Source organism: Microbacterium sp. SLBN-146, from assembly GCF_006715145.1.
Taxonomy (GTDB): domain Bacteria; phylum Actinomycetota; class Actinomycetes; order Actinomycetales; family Microbacteriaceae; genus Microbacterium.
In genome coordinates this window covers 2170429-2185064 of sequence record NZ_VFMR01000001.1, presented here as the reverse complement: position 1 = coordinate 2185064, position 14636 = coordinate 2170429, and the positions used below count along the sequence as shown (strand labels likewise).

The 14636-nt window shown below is 68.3% G+C and carries 14 protein-coding genes; 7 read left to right on the top strand and 7 right to left on the bottom strand.

All coding sequences use genetic code 11. The annotated features are described in order from the left end of the window. Positions 1-108 precede the first annotated feature (108 nt). Positions 109-810, bottom strand: coding sequence for a metal-dependent transcriptional regulator (locus tag FBY39_RS09450; RefSeq protein WP_141932066.1), 702 nt, complete (start codon positions 808-810; stop codon positions 109-111). Between the two features lie 120 nt (positions 811-930). On the opposite strand from FBY39_RS09450, the gene serC reads away from it, so the two are divergent. Then, complete coding sequence (serC, locus tag FBY39_RS09445) at positions 931-2046, top strand: phosphoserine transaminase (protein ID WP_141932065.1); 1116 nt, start codon at positions 931-933, stop codon at positions 2044-2046. Between the two features lie 354 nt (positions 2047-2400). Here serC and FBY39_RS09440 read toward each other — a convergent pair whose 3' ends face one another. Together FBY39_RS09440 and FBY39_RS09435 are read right to left on the bottom strand one after the other, a co-directional pair. Further along, positions 2401-3348: a DUF3027 domain-containing protein gene (locus FBY39_RS09440; protein WP_141932064.1), complete on the bottom strand. Its 948-nt coding sequence runs from the start codon at positions 3346-3348 to the stop codon at positions 2401-2403. Beyond that, positions 3332-3715 carry a cold-shock protein gene (locus tag FBY39_RS09435; protein WP_141932063.1) on the bottom strand — a complete coding sequence of 128 codons (384 nt, stop codon included), beginning with the start codon at positions 3713-3715 and terminating at the stop codon, positions 3332-3334. Before FBY39_RS09435 ends, FBY39_RS09440 begins: the two co-directional genes overlap by 17 nt. Positions 3716-3825: 110 nt before the next feature. Between FBY39_RS09435 and FBY39_RS09430 the strand changes: the two genes are divergently transcribed. From FBY39_RS09430 to FBY39_RS09420, 3 genes are read left to right on the top strand one after another with little or no spacing between them, the layout of a single operon-like run. Next, on the top strand, positions 3826-4101 hold the full coding sequence (locus tag FBY39_RS09430; RefSeq protein WP_141932062.1) for a multidrug ABC transporter ATPase: 276 nt from the start codon (positions 3826-3828) through the stop codon (positions 4099-4101). Then, on the top strand, positions 4101-5807 hold the full coding sequence (locus FBY39_RS09425; protein ID WP_186336940.1) for a helicase-associated domain-containing protein: 1707 nt from the start codon (positions 4101-4103) through the stop codon (positions 5805-5807). The genes FBY39_RS09430 and FBY39_RS09425 overlap by 1 nt, the downstream gene beginning before the upstream one ends. A gap of 50 nt (positions 5808-5857) precedes the next feature. Then, positions 5858-7501 carry a DNA repair helicase XPB gene (locus FBY39_RS09420; RefSeq protein WP_141932061.1) on the top strand — a complete coding sequence of 548 codons (1644 nt, stop codon included), beginning with the start codon at positions 5858-5860 and terminating at the stop codon, positions 7499-7501. Positions 7502-7839: 338 nt separating this feature from the next. Here the strand turns inward: FBY39_RS09420 and FBY39_RS09415 are convergent, their stop codons facing one another. Continuing rightward, positions 7840-8841, bottom strand: coding sequence for a CPBP family intramembrane glutamic endopeptidase (locus FBY39_RS09415; protein WP_260837534.1), 1002 nt, complete (start codon positions 8839-8841; stop codon positions 7840-7842). 109 nt (positions 8842-8950) lie between these two features. Between FBY39_RS09415 and FBY39_RS09410 the strand changes: the two genes are divergently transcribed. From FBY39_RS09410 to FBY39_RS09400, 3 genes are all read left to right on the top strand, one after another. Beyond that, the gene (locus tag FBY39_RS09410; protein ID WP_141932060.1) at positions 8951-9643 is read left to right on the top strand and encodes a response regulator transcription factor; all 693 of its coding nucleotides are present in this window, start codon (positions 8951-8953) and stop codon (positions 9641-9643) included. 25 nt (positions 9644-9668) lie between these two features. Then, on the top strand, positions 9669-11429 hold the full coding sequence (locus FBY39_RS09405) for a cell wall metabolism sensor histidine kinase WalK (RefSeq protein WP_141932059.1): 1761 nt from the start codon (positions 9669-9671) through the stop codon (positions 11427-11429). Between the two features lie 142 nt (positions 11430-11571). Then, on the top strand, positions 11572-11859 hold the full coding sequence (locus tag FBY39_RS09400; protein WP_141932058.1) for a WXG100 family type VII secretion target: 288 nt from the start codon (positions 11572-11574) through the stop codon (positions 11857-11859). A gap of 68 nt (positions 11860-11927) precedes the next feature. On the opposite strand, the gene groL is transcribed toward FBY39_RS09400, so the two are convergent. The 3 genes from groL to FBY39_RS09385 all read right to left on the bottom strand — a co-directional run bounded on the left by groL (position 11928) and on the right by FBY39_RS09385 (position 14631). After that, the gene (groL, locus tag FBY39_RS09395; protein ID WP_141932057.1) at positions 11928-13547 is read right to left on the bottom strand and encodes a chaperonin GroEL; all 1620 of its coding nucleotides are present in this window, start codon (positions 13545-13547) and stop codon (positions 11928-11930) included. Between the two features lie 171 nt (positions 13548-13718). Further along, positions 13719-13919 carry a cold-shock protein gene (locus FBY39_RS09390; protein WP_141932056.1) on the bottom strand — a complete coding sequence of 67 codons (201 nt, stop codon included), beginning with the start codon at positions 13917-13919 and terminating at the stop codon, positions 13719-13721. 136 nt (positions 13920-14055) lie between these two features. Next, positions 14056-14631, bottom strand: coding sequence for a LytR C-terminal domain-containing protein (locus FBY39_RS09385; protein WP_141932055.1), 576 nt, complete (start codon positions 14629-14631; stop codon positions 14056-14058). Positions 14632-14636 lie beyond the last annotated feature (5 nt).

Sequence of the window (14636 nt, the reverse complement as noted above, 5' to 3'; positions counted from 1 at the left end):
AATCTTCGCGGAGTCCTTCGGCGGGGCTTCTCGCCTGCGGACTGTCTGAGGCTACCGGAAGGTAACGAATCTGTCACGTTCACCGTGCCGCGAACCCCAAGATGTGGGTCAGCGAACCTCGTCGACGAGGAAGATATGGGATGCCAGCTCGACGGGAAGTTCGAGCCCTTCGTCGTTGCCGTGCATCTGCACGAGGACGTAACCCTCGTTGTAGCGGTAGTCGCCGCTGGCTCCGGGAAGGACACCCGCACTCTTGAGCTGCTGCAGCAGTTCGGGGTCGACTTGGGCCGGCTCAGCGAGGCGACGAACGGTGCCAGAGATCGGCTCGCCCGCGGCGTTGAGCTTGGCGACGAGACCGACGACGCCCTGGTCGAAGTTGTTCGCGGGCACGTCTCCGAGCTGGTCGAGACCGGGGATCGGGTTGCCGTACGGCGACTCGGTCGGGTGCCCCAGAAGCTCGATGAGGCGGCGCTCCACCTGCTCGCTCATGACGTGCTCCCACCGGCACGCCTCTTCGTGGACATACGCCCAGTCGAGCCCGATGACATCGGAGAGGAGGCGTTCGGCGAGACGGTGCTTGCGCATGACGTCGATGGCCTTCTGGCGACCGGCATCGGTGAGCTGAAGCGTCCGGTCGTCGGACACGACGACGAGACCGTCGCGCTCCATGCGCCCCACCGTCTGCGACACGGTCGGACCCGAGTGCCCCAGACGCTCCGAGATCCGCGCACGCAGCGGCTGGATCTGCTCCTCCTCGAGCTCGAGGATCGTGCGCAGATACATCTCGGTGGTGTCGATGAGATCGGTCATGCAGAGTCCTCGCGCACTGGGAAGCAGGTAAGGACAGCCTATCTGCCCCCGACGACACCGGAGGCGTCACGGGGCGCCGCGCGGCGGAGGCATGTCGCCGCGCCTCTCTAGAATCGGATCATGTCCCACGTCGTGCTCCCCCGCGAGATCCTGCCCGTCGACGGTCGATTCGGATGCGGCCCGTCGAAGATCCGCCCCGCGCAGCTCGAGGCCCTCATGGGCCCCGGCGCGGCCATCCTCGGCACGTCGCACCGCCAGGCACCCGTGAAAGACCTCGTCGGGAGCGTCCGCGCTCTTCTGCGCGAGATCTTCCGCCTCCCGGCGGGGTACGAAGTGATCCTCGGCAACGGTGGATCGACCGCTTTCTGGGATGCCGCCGCGTTCGGCCTCATCGAGCGCCGCTCGCAGAACCTCGTCTTCGGTGAGTTCGGCGGCAAGTTCGCCGCTGCCGCGAAGACCCCGTGGCTCGACGCGCCCGATGTGCGCAAGGCCGAGCCGGGAACCCGGCTCCTCGCCGAGGCCGTCGAAGGCGTCGACGTCTACGCGTGGCCGCACAACGAGACCTCCACGGGTGTGAGCTCGACGATCGAGCGCGTGCACGGCGACGACGGCGCGCTCACGGTCATCGACGCGACGAGCGCCGCGGGCGGCATCGACTTCTCGGTGCACGAGGCCGACGTCTACTACTTCGCGCCGCAGAAGAACCTCGGGTCCGACGGCGGTCTGTGGTTCGCGCTCGTCTCACCGGCGGCGATCGAGCGGATCGAGCGGATCGCGGCATCCGGTCGATACATCCCCGAGTTCCTGAGCCTCAAGAACGCGCTCGACAACTCGCGCCTCAACCAGACCCTCAACACCCCCGCGCTCGCGACGCTCCTGCTGCTCGACGACCAGCTCGGGTGGATCCGCGACAACGGCGGACTCCAGTGGGCCGACGCGCGCACCCACGAGTCTTCGGACGCCCTTTACGCGTGGGCTGAGGCGACCTCGTTCGCGACGCCGTTCGTCGCCGACCCCGCCGACCGCTCCCCCGTCGTCGCGACGATCGACTTCGACGACACGGTGGATGCCGCCGCTGTGGCGAAGAGCCTCCGACTGAACGGGATCGTCGACACGGAGCCCTACCGCAAGCTCGGACGCAACCAGCTGCGCGTCGCGACGTTCGTCTCGATCGAGCCCGACGACGTGCGCAAGCTCATCCAGTGCATCGACTACACCGTGGAGCGACTCGGCTGACGCCGATCACTCGGCTCGCCGCTAGCGGGGCGCGCTAAGCACCCCCGGGGCGCACTCCCTCAGCCCGGGGCGCACGATCCGCGCCCCGCACGACGGATGCCGCCCCAAACCGCCGTACAAAGGGCGACCCCACCGGCTCGCCGCTCCACCCCCGCGCAGCTCGCCGCGAGCGGGGCGCGCTATGCACCCCCGGGGCGCACTCCCTCAGCCCGGGGCGCACGATCCGCGCCCCGCACGACGGATGCCGCCCCAAACCGCCGTACAGAGCGCGACCCTCCCCGCCAGCCCGGGATTCCGTGCCCCACCGGCGCCGCTCCTCTCCCGCGCGCAGCTGGCGACGGTCGAGGACCGTCGTCAGTCGCGGTCGTCGTCCTCGTCGGAGTCGTCGTCCTCGTCGGGGTCGTCGTCCTCGTCGGAGTCGTCTTCGTCCGACTCATCGTCGTCGTCCGAGTCTTCCTCGTCGGAGTCGTCGTCCTCGTCCGAGTCGTCCGAGTCATCGTCGTCCGCGTCCGAGTCGTCCTCGTCCGAGTCGTCCTCGTCCGAGTCGTCCTCGTCGGAGTCATCCTCGTCGTCGTCGAAGTCCTCCTCGTCCGATTCGGACAGCTCGTCGATGTCGACGCCGTCGACGTCGCCCGCGTGGAGGATCGACGAACCGTCGTCGTCGAAGTCGGCGGCATCCAGATCATCGACGTCGTCGAGATCATCGTCGAGGTCGGAGTCCTCTTCGTCGGCGACGGCCGCGAGAGCAGCCTGCGCCGCGTGATAGTCGGCGAGCCGGACGGCCCACGGCACCCAGTCCGGCGCGACGAGCGCACCGTCGCCGGGAAGGAGCTCGACTTCGAGGACCGTCGGCTCCGAGTCCTCGACGCGAGCGAGGCTGACCGTCCAGAACCATCCCGGGTACCCGGAGAGGCGGTTCTCGAAACGGAGGGAAACGACGCCGCCGGCCTCGACCCGATAGCCCGCCGGCGGACCGACGGTCGCTTCGGGCGTGATCTCGTGCAGCGCGGCGAGTGCAAGGTCGCGCGCTTCGAACAGCGACGGGTCCGGCTCGATCAGCTCGGGCTCCGGCGTGCTCTCGGGCTCCGGCGTGACCTCCGGCTCGGGGTCCGACGTCACGTCCGGCGTGCCCGACTCGGGCTCTGCCGTCACGTCCTGCTCGGCCGCGCCGGATTCGGGCTCGGCCGTTTCGGGCTCGGTCGTTTCGGCCTCAGCGGCCTCGCCTGTCTCGGCATCCGTCACGGGTGACTCGACGCTCTCGGCGTCGGTGTCACCCTGAGGGGCGTCAGGCGTCGAGTTCATCGGCGACCTTGCGCAGCACGGCGGCCACCTTGTTGGCGTGGGCACCGCTCGGGTAGCGACCGCGACGCAGATCGCCGCCGATGCCGTCGAGGAGCTTGACGAGGTCTTCGACGATGATCGCCATGTCGTCAGCGGGCTTGCGTGCGCGCTTGGCGAGGCTCACGGGAGCTTCGAGCATGCGCACCGAGAGCGCCTGAGGACCGCGCTTGCCGTCGGCGATGCCGAACTCCAGTCGCGCACCGGGCTTCGGAGCGGCGGTGCCGGCCGGCAGCGCCGTCGCGTGCAGGAAGACGTCCTGGCCGTCGTCCGACGCGATGAAGCCGAAACCCTTTTCCTCGTCGTAGAACCTGACCTTGCCGGTGGGCATGGAAAACCTCGCTGAGTAACACTGCCGCTTTCACGGCATGACGGAAGAGGGCCTTCCGGGCCCACCGCACCAGCCTACGCCACCGGCGGCGCGGGAGTAGGCTGATCAGGATGAGCACGCACACCCCTGGCGACGACGTTCCCGTCCGCCGTATCGATCGCATCCTGGCGTTCATGTCCCTCGGGCTGCTCGTCCTTTCGATCGCCTGCTTCTTCTCGATCATGATCGGGACGGGGTCGGGGCTCGAACAGGCGGACTTCTCGACAGGGCTGTGGCCCGTGGTCACGATCATCGTCTGGGCCGGCCCCATCATCGCCTTCGCGATGATCCTGTTCATCCTCATCTCCAGCTTCGTTCGCAGGGCGCGCGCAAATCGCGGAGCCTGATGGCCTCTGACGAACGGGCACTGGCGACATGGTTGTCGCTCCGTGACGACGACGCGCTGGCTGCCACGCTCGCCGCGCGCGGAGTGTCACCCACCGCCCACTGGAACGACTTCTTCGATGCCGCGGCAGCCCTCCTCGATCCCGTCTCGGTCGATCGCGCGCTGACCCACCTCCCCCGGTCGCTCCTCGCCGTCCTCTCCGAACCGGATGCCACGGCCCCCCTCCCGAGCGATCTCGCGCTGCAGGACGAGACAGGTGCCCTCTACGGTGTCGTCGCCGACCGGGTCCAGGCCCTGTCGGCATCCCGACCCGATGCTTTCCGCGCGGACGAGTCGGACGTGTCGACGGCAGCCTCCGCCTCGGATGCCGCAGCCGCCGAGCGCGCGTTCGCGACGGCCGGTGCGCTCGCCGACGTGCTCCTCTCGAGCACCCACACGCCTCTGACACGCACCGGAGCGGGAACCGTCAGCGCCGCCGACCGCAAGCGTCTCGCAGAGGCCGGGATCGTGACATCCGCTGAGCACCTCGACGACCTCGTCGAAGCAGCAGCCGCGGCGGGGCTCGCGGCGGCTGTCGAGCGCGAATGGATCGTGACGGATGCCGGTGAGCGCTGGCTCCGCGAATCGACCGTCGCGCGCTGGCGCATCGTCGTGACGGGGTTCATCGACGCGCTGCCTCCGGGCCTTCGCACCGAGAACGGCGGCATCGTCGCGCCCCTCCTGTGGACGGGCGCGTATCCGCTCGACTCCGAGTGGCCGCTGCGCGTCTCCCGCATGCATCGCGTCGCCGTCGACTGGGGTCTTCTCGACGATCGTGGCGGCGAGCCGTCGTGGACCGTCGCCCTCCGTGCGGGTGGTGCGCTCGAGACCGAGGCGTTTGCCGCACAGCTTCCGCAGGAGATCGACCAGGTCTACCTGCAGGCCGACCTGACGGCGATCGCCCCCGGGCCGCTGCGTCCGGCGCTCGATCTTCGCCTGCGCCGCATCGCCCACCGCGAGTCGCGAGCCCAGGCCTCCACCTACCGCTTCACGGCCGAGTCCATCGGTGCGGGCCTCGCCGACGGAGAGTCCGCCGAGTCGATCCGCGCGTTCTTGACGTCGCTTTCGCTCACCGGCATCCCCCAGCCGCTCGACTACCTCATCGAGTCGACCGCGGCGCGACACGGCCTCGTCCGCGTCGGCACGACGCCGGGACAGGCGCGCACCCTCGTCACGAGCCCCGACCCGGGCATGATCGACGCCATCGCGGTGGACCAGGGGCTCCGCGCCCTCGGGTTCGTCCGAGACGACGACGGCCTCAGCTCCCGGGTCGCCCGCGACGCCGTCTACTGGGCGCTCGCCGACGCACGGTATCCCGTCTCCGCGCTCGACGAGACCGGCGAGCCGGAGCCGCTCCGCCGCCGCATCCCCCCACCGGTCGCTGCTCCCCCGTCGAGCGCCGCCGAGCACTACGCCCACCTGATCGCCGTGCTCAGAGCGAGCCACGGCTCGGATGGGGATGCCGCGTGGCTCGAGCGCGAGCTCGACCAGGCCGTGCGTTCCCGCTCGACGATCATCGCGGTCGTGCGGCTGCCCAACGGCGAGGAGCGCACGTTCACTCTCGAGGCATCCGGTCTGGGAGGCGGGCGCCTGCGCGGCCGCGACCGCGCTGCCGACATCGAGCGCACTCTTCCGCTGTCGAGCATCGTGAGCGTCAAGCCCGTCTGACCGCGGCGACACGCGTCCACACATCACGGTGGCCGGTAGACTGGCACGTTATGGCTGACGGACCCCTCATCGTTCAGAGCGACCGCACGGTGCTGCTCGAAGTCGCGCATCCCGATGCCGAGAACGCGCGCCACGAGCTCGCGATCTTCGCCGAGCTCGAGCGGGCGCCCGAGCACATCCACACCTACCGCGTGACGCGTCTGGGACTGTGGAATGCGCGCGCCGCGGGACACGACGCCGAGGACATGCTGGCGACGCTCGAGCGCTGGTCGCGCTTCCCCGTGCCGCCGTCGGTCTCGATCGACATCCGCGAAACGGTCAACCGCTACGGGCGACTCGTGATCGAGCGCAACGACGAGGGCGAGCTCGTCCTCCGCTCGACGGATGCCGCGGTGCTCGCCGAAGTCTCCAAGAACAAGCGGATCCAGCCGCTCCTCGTCGGTCGACCCTCCGACGACGCGTTCCTCGTCGACGCGTGGGCACGCGGTCAGATCAAGCAGGAGCTTTTGAAGATCGGCTGGCCCGCGGAGGATCTCGCCGGCTACACGCCGGGGACGCCGCATCCGATCGATCTCGACGAAGCCGGATGGACGCTCCGCCCCTACCAGCGGCAGGCGGTCGACATCTTCAGCGAAGGTGGCTCAGGCGTCGTCGTGCTGCCGTGTGGCGCCGGCAAGACGCTCGTCGGCGCCGCAGCCATGGCCGACACCAAGACGACGACGCTCATCCTCGTCACCAACACCGTCAGTGCGCGGCAGTGGCGCGACGAGTTGCTCAAGCGCACGTCGCTCACCGCCGAGGAGATCGGCGAGTACTCGGGTCAGGTCAAAGAGGTCAAGCCCGTCACGATCGCGACGTACCAGATCCTGACCGCCAAGCGGAAGGGCGAGTACGCGCACCTCGCGCTACTCGACGCGCTCGACTGGGGCCTCATCGTGTACGACGAGGTCCACCTTCTGCCCGCGCCTGTGTTCAAGCTGACGGCCGACCTGCAGGCCCGCCGCCGGCTCGGCCTCACTGCGACGCTCGTGCGCGAGGACGGACGCGAGGGCGACGTCTTCAGCCTCATCGGACCCAAGCGCTTCGACGCGCCCTGGAAGGAGATCGAGGCTCAGGGCTTCATCTCCCCCGCGGTCTGTTACGAAGTCCGGGTCGACCTTCCCGCCGGCGAGCGGCTCGAGTACGCCGCGGCCGCCGACGACGAGCGCTACCGGCTCGCGGCGACGGCGCCGGCGAAGATCGACGTCGTGCGGAACCTCGTCGAACGGCACAAGGGCGAGCGGATCCTCGTCATCGGGCAGTACCTCGACCAGATCGACGTGCTCGCCGAGGCGCTCGATGCGCCGAAGATCACGGGACAGACGCCGGTCGACGAGCGCGAGGAGCTGTATCAGGCGTTCCGCGTGGGCGAGATCTCGCTACTGATCGTGTCGAAGGTCGCCAATTTCTCGATCGATCTGCCCGAGGCATCCGTTGCCATCCAGGTCTCCGGATCGTTCGGTTCGCGCCAGGAGGAGGCGCAGCGACTCGGTCGCCTGCTGCGTCCGAAGGAGTCGGGCAACACGGCGAGCTTCTACACCCTGATCGCGCGCGACACCGTCGACCAGGACTTCGCGCAGAACCGCCAGCGCTTCCTCGCCGAGCAGGGCTACGCCTACACGATCCTCGACGCCGACGGGGTCGCTGCCGCCTAGCGGCGCCGAGGCCGGCCCCGTCTCGCTTCCGCAGGGGCCTGGCTCCGTAGCATCCGGCCCGCGGGTGCCGAGAAGACCCAAACCGTCGCCTCGGCGGCGAAATCCGCGCAGTTCGAGTCTTCTCGACACCCGTGGCACCCGGGTCACGAGCGAACACGGCCGCAGTCCCTTCCGCGCGGCCCGACCCTGCGGCATCCGCCCCCTAGAACCGAGAAGACCCGAACTGCTCAATCGGTGGCCAAAACCGCGCAGGTTGGGTCTTCTCGGCGCTAGGGCAGGGGCCCAGAGCCCGGGAGCCGGGCGCCGGGCGCCGCGGAGCCGGGGGCCGCGGAGCCGGGCTATACGGCGAGGGCCGGGGTGGTGAAGGTCAGGGTGCGGGGCAGGTGGGAGCGGCGGTACAGCACCTCGACGACACCGACGTAGGCCGCGACGACCACCGTCGACCAGATGAAGCTGTCGACGCCGGGCGAGGTCGCGTTGACGTCGCTGACGCCCGCGAGTCCGAGCATGAACGCCAGCAGGTTGTTGACGACGTGCAGCGCGATCGCCGCCTCGAGGCCGCCCGTGCGCCACGTCAGCCAGCCCGCCGCCACGGCGAACACCCCGACGCTCACCTGCCCGAGCGGGTCGTAGAGGTGTCCGAGCACGAACAGCGGCACCGGCAGCAGAATCGCGAAGGCAGGATGCCGCAGCCACCGCCCGATCGCTTGCATGAGGTATCCGCGGAACACGTACTCCTCAGCCGCCGCCTGGAACGGCACGACGAGCAGAATCGCGATGAAGCTCGCCCACAGATACGGATTGTCCGCCGGAGCGACGACGGTCCCGCCCACGACCTCTTCGGCGGGGAGGAGGAACGACACACCGGTGAGGACGGCCGCAACCACGACGGCGGCTCCCGTGCACAGCAGCATCCACCGCCACCGCAACCTTCCGCGCGCCGACGAGATGAGCCCCACCCGTCGCCCGTTCACGATGAGCGACGCGAGCACGTACGCGGGGAGCATGAGCGCGATCGACCCCAGCAGCACGACGAGCATCAGCGGATTCGTCAGATCGAAGTTCACCGTGTCGGATGCCGGAAGCAGGCCCGCTGCGAGCACCGGATCCACGAGCGACACGAAAGCGAAGGCGAGCACTGCGACGAGCAGCATCGCCGCGTACAGCGCGGACCCGAGGACACCTACGAGAAGCGGTGTCCACCATGCGTGGCGGTGACGCGCGAACACGAGCCGATGGAAGGCGAGGCCTCCCTCGTAGGCGTCGCGCGGCGACGTCACGGCCTCAGGACGGGCTGCGGGTGGGGCGGGCATGGCGGGCATGGCATCCGGAGAGGTCATCCGTCCATCATTCCCGAACCCACCTGAGAACCGCCGCGAGCGTCATCGTCAGCGCGCCGATCCGCACGATATCCAGCAACCACATGGTGTGCAGTGCCAGTATGGCCCTATGACCGCACCGCGCATCCTCGTCGTGGACGACGAGCCGAACATCCGCGACCTGCTGATCACGAGCCTTCGGTTCGCGGGGTTCCAAGTGAAAGCCGTGTCGAACGGGGCCCAGACGATCTCGGCCGTCCTCGAGGAAGAGCCCGATCTCATCATCCTCGACGTCATGCTCCCCGACATGAACGGCTTCAGTGTCACCAAGCGTCTTCGCGGCGCCGGCTACACCGCGCCGATCCTCTTCCTCACCGCGAAAGACGAGACCGAGGACAAGATCGCCGGCCTCAACGCCGGTGGCGACGACTACGTCACAAAGCCGTTCTCGCTCGACGAGATCGTCGCCCGCATCCAGGCGATCCTCCGCCGCACGATGCAGGCCGACGAGGAGTCGATCATCCGCGCGGGCGAACTCACGATGGACCAGGACACCCACGATGTGCTCGTCGGCGACGTGTCGATCGATCTGAGCCCCACCGAGTTCAAGCTGCTGCGCTACCTCATGCTCAACCCGAACCGCGTCCTGTCGAAGGCGCAGATCCTCGACCACGTGTGGGAGTACGACTTCAACGGCGACGCGGGAATCGTCGAGAGCTACATCTCCTACCTTCGACGTAAGATCGATCCCCACTCGTCGGAACCGCTCATTCAGACCAAGCGCGGCTTCGGCTACATGTTGAAGGCCGGCAAGTCCGCTTAGTCGGCGGCTGATCAGAAGGGGCCGCATGGCGCACAAGACCGATGCGGTCACCCGATGGTGGCGCGGCACGAGCCTGCGCGCCAAAGTGACGGGCGTCACCGTCGCTCTGCTGACGGTCGGCCTGCTCGCGGCCGGTATCGGCACCCTCGCCTTCCTGCGCAATGCCCTCATCAGCAACACCGACGAGCAGCTCATCGCGCTCGCGCCCACCGACCTTGCCAGTGGGCTCATGGACATCGTGTACGTCGAGGGCGAGGGAGTGCGCTTCAGCCCGAAAGCGGATGCTCCCGACACCCAGTACTTCGTGGCGATCTACGACTCCAACGGAGAACTTCAGGCGACCGCGGGCGGCGACCGCGGGCAGGCGCCAGAGTTCCCCGAGAAGTTCACCCCGGAGGACACGACACGGGAGCAGTTCTCGACGTTCTCGCTCCCGAGCGAGGACGGCGCCGGGATCTTCCACGCGAGCGTCGCCATCTACCCGCTGCAGGTACCCGAGTTCTTCACCCAGATGGTGGCCCTGCCTCTGGCGCCCACCAACGCCGTCGTCGCCGCGGCAGCGGGCATCTACTCGATCGTCGCGCTCCTCATCATCTTCGTGAGCGCCTTCCTCACACGTCTGCTCGTGACTCTGACGTTCCGGAGTCTCGGACAGGTCGAGACCACGGCGATGTCGATCGCGGGCGGAGACTTCAGTCTCCGGATGACCGCCATCGAACCCACCACGACGGAGGTCGGCCGCCTCAAGACCGCCATCAACGCGATGCTCGGCCGCGTCGACACGGCGCTGTCGCAGCGCGACGCCACGGTGCGTCAGATGCGCCGGTTCATCGGCGACGCGAGCCACGAGCTCAGAACCCCTCTCGTGACCGTCCGCGGATACGCCGAGCTGTACCGCATGGGTGCCATCCGCGGCGATGAGGACGTCCGCCAGGCGATGGACCGCATCGAGAGCGAAGCGAAGCGGATGGGCGGTCTCGTCGAAGACCTCCTGGCCCTCGCTCGTCTCGACGAGCGCCGCGACGTCGTGACAGCCCCGGTGGATCTCCGGCCGATTGCTCGGGATGCCGCCCTCGACGTCCGCGCGACCTCGCCGAGGCGCGTCGTGACGGTCATCGACCTCACCGCGGCGACACCCGTCGAACCGGCTCGCCCTGCTGATGAGCCGGTAGACGAGCCGCCCCGAAAACGGTCGAGCCCCCGCACAGGCGTCGCGCTCTCCCTCCTGCGCCGCAAGCCGCGCTCCGTTCCAGCGAGCGCGGCGGCGGGTGCGGGCGAGCCCGCCGAGCCGGAGGTGCAGATCTTCAACCCCGTCGACGACGACATCGCGACGCTGTCCGCACCGATCGTGCTCGGCGACGAGAACCGCATTCGGCAGGTGGTGACGAACCTTCTCGGCAATGCCCGTCGCTTCACGAGCGACGACTCCCCCATAGAACTGCGTCTCGGCATCGACCCGGTGGCCTCGACGGGGTGGATCGAGATCGTGGACCACGGCGACGGCGTGCCCGATCAGATCAAGGACAAGATCTTCCAGCGCTTCTGGCGGGCCGACACCTCGCGTGCGCGCGAGACAGGTGGCACGGGCCTCGGTCTGTCGATCGTCGCGTCGATCGTCGAGGCGCTGCACGGGTCGGTGACGGTCGTCGACACCCCCGGCGGCGGCGCGACCTTCCGGGTGTCCTTCCCGCTCGCCCGCGACCGCAGCGCGGCGGAGCATGCCCTGATCGAGACGCAGCCTCTGCCGCGACTTCCCCGGAGCCTCGTCGACGACCCCGACGCCTGATCGCGACATTTCCTCCCCAGCTGGACCCGTCACGCTCGTTCTCCACACAGTGATGACGGATGCCGCGAGCCGTTCGCTGCGACACCTAGCGTTGCCGTCAGCGCGGCGGCATCCGGTCGCCCCTCACCCACAAGGAGCACCCGTGGCCGTCTTCTCCGTCGACAGCGATGCCGTTCTCTCATCCACCACCGTCGTGCGGGGCACGATCGAGCGCCTCCAGGCAGAGACGTCCGCGCTCATGGCCCAGCTCACTCAGCTGCAGGGGTCATGGACGGGCGCCGCCGCCATCGCCTTCCAGTCGACGGTCGAGCAGTGGCGCGCGACCCAGCGCACAGTCGAGGACTCGCTCGCCGGAATCAGCACCGCGCTCGGCACCGCCGGACGCCAGTACGCCGACGCCGAACAGGCGACGATGGGCCTCTTCCGCTGAGCGGCTAGTCCTCGCACAACGACGAAGGGGCCCCTCCGTGAGGAGGGACCCCTTCGTGCAGGTGTGGATCAGAAATCCATGCCGCCCGTCGGGTCACCGGCGGGAGCCGGAGCCTTCTCGGGCTTGTCGGCGACGACGACCTCGGTGGTGAGGAAGAGACCCGCGATGGACGCTGCGTTCTGCAGCGCCGAGCGCGTGACCTTCACCGGGTCGTTGATGCCGGCAGCGAGCATGTCGACGTACTCACCGGTCGCGGCGTTGAGGCCCTGGCCCGAGGGGAGCTCGGAGACCTTGTTCGCGACGACGCCCGGCTCGAGACCGGCGTTGAGGGCGATCTGCTTGAGCGGAGCCTCGATGGCGACCTTGACGATGTTCGCACCGGTCGCCTCGTCACCGGTCAGCTCGAGGGTCGCGAAGACCTTCGTGCCGGCCTGGATGAGCGCAACGCCACCACCGGCGACGATGCCCTCTTCGACGGCTGCCTTCGCGTTGCGGACGGCGTCCTCGATGCGGTGCTTGCGCTCCTTGAGCTCGACCTCGGTCGCAGCACCGGCCTTGATGACGGCGACGCCACCGGCGAGCTTCGCGAGGCGCTCCTGGAGCTTCTCGCGGTCGTAGTCGCTGTCGGTGTTGTCGATCTCACGACGGATCTGCGTGACACGACCCTCGATCTGGTCTGCCTCGCCGGCACCCTCGACGATCGTGGTCTCGTCCTTCGTGACGATGACCTTGCGAGCGCGACCGAGCAGGTCGAGCGTCGCGTTCTCGAGCTTGAGGCCGACCTCTTCGGTGATGACCTGGCCACCCGTGAGGATCGCGATGTCCTGCAGCTGCGCCTTGCGACGGTCGCCGAAGCCGGGAGCCTTGACGGCGACCGACTTGAAGATGCCGCGGATCTTGTTGAGCACGAGAGTCGCAAGCGCCTCGCCCTCGACGTCCTCGGCGATGATCACGAGCTCCTTGCCGTCCTGGATCACCTTGTCGACGACGGGGAGAAGATCCTTGATGTTCGAGATCTTCTGGTTCGCGATGAGGATGTAGGGGTCCTCGAAGACGGCTTCCTGACGGTCGGGGTCGGTCACGAAGTAGGGGTTGATGAAGCCCTTGTCGAAACGCATACCCTCGGTGAGCTCGAGCTCGGTGCCGAACGTCTGCGACTCCTCGACGGTGACGACGCCTTCCTTGCCGACCTTGTCGATCGCCTCGGCGATGAGCTCGCCGATCTCGGTGTCGCCCGCGGAAATGGATGCCGTCGCGGCGATCTCTTCCTTGGTCTCGACCTCCTTGGCGTCGGCGAGCAGCTGCTCGGTGAGCGCCTTGACGGCCTTCTCGATGCCGCGCTTGAGCGAGATCGGGTCGGCGCCGGCGGCGACGTTGCGGAGGCCCTCGCGGACGAGCGCCTGAGCGAGGACGGTAGCCGTCGTCGTTCCGTCTCCGGCGACGTCGTCGGTCTTCTTGGCGACCTCCTTGACGAGCTCCGCGCCGATCTTCTCGTACGGGTCGTCGAGCTCGATCTCCTTGGCGATCGAGACACCGTCGTTCGTGATCGTGGGAGCGCCCCACTTCTTCTCGAGCACGACGTTACGACCGCGGGGGCCAAGCGTCACCTTGACGGCGTCGGCCAGGATGTTCAGGCCGCGCTCGAGGCCACGACGGGCCTCCTCATCGAAAGCGATGATCTTTGCCATGTGTGTTTCGTCCTCCCAGGACGTTGGCTTGTGGAATTAGCACTCAGAGATACCGAGTGCTAACAGCCATTCTGGCACTCGACCCATACGAGTGCAAGCCACGTGGCAGGGCGGCGCAACAAATGAGAACGGGATGCCACGTGGCATCCCGTTCTCTTCGTCGACGTCGTCTCAGACGACGCGGACCGACTCGGCCTGCGGGCCCTTCTGGCCGGAACCGACGGTGAATTCCACCGTCTGCCCCTCCTCGAGGACGCGGAAGCCGCTCATGTCGATGTTCGAATAGTGGACGAAGACGTCCTGACCGTCCGAGACGGTGATGAAGCCGAATCCCTTCTCGGCGTTGAACCACTTGACGGTGCCCTGGGTCATGCGAAACTCCTGTGCTGCGGGGGAACATCGCCATGCTATTCACGCCACGGCGCCGTTCAGAGCCCCGCGGGCGTCTATTGACACGCGCGCATCGAAACGTTTACTCCGCGGAAACACGGGGCCTGTTTCGAGCGGCTCAGCCCGTCTCTTCGGGGGCCGGAGGGTTCGCCGTCCGGTCGAGACCGATGACGATCGCGAGCTGCTTCACCGCCGGGTCGTCGCTCAGCTGGTACGCATCGCTCTGCTCGACCTCGGCGCCGCCGATGACCTCGGCGAGACCCAGTGCGGCCGCTTCGTCTTCGGCGGAGACGTAGAACACCGTCGTCGTGGGGAAGTCGTCGCTGCCCGCATCGCCCGCCTGGACGCGATCTGCCGCCCACCCTGCCGCGACGACTGCATCCTTCGTCTGCGTTGCGAGGCCCGACTCAGGTGTCGCGTTGAGGATGAGGACGTCATAGGTCGTGTCGACGACGGGCTCGACGACGGGAGGCGGCGTCACGGTCGGTGCGGGTGTCGGGAAGAGCTCGATGCGACCCGAGACGAGCAGCGTGCCGAAGATGCCGACGGCTACCAGGATGATCGTCGCGATGGCGGCCCAGAGGAACACGACACCGCCGCGCATGCGCGGGTTCTCGGTCCGGTGGGCACCGACTCGGCCCACTTCTGCCGGGATATCGTCGAAGCGATCCCGGGGGAAGGTCGATCTCGGCACCCCCC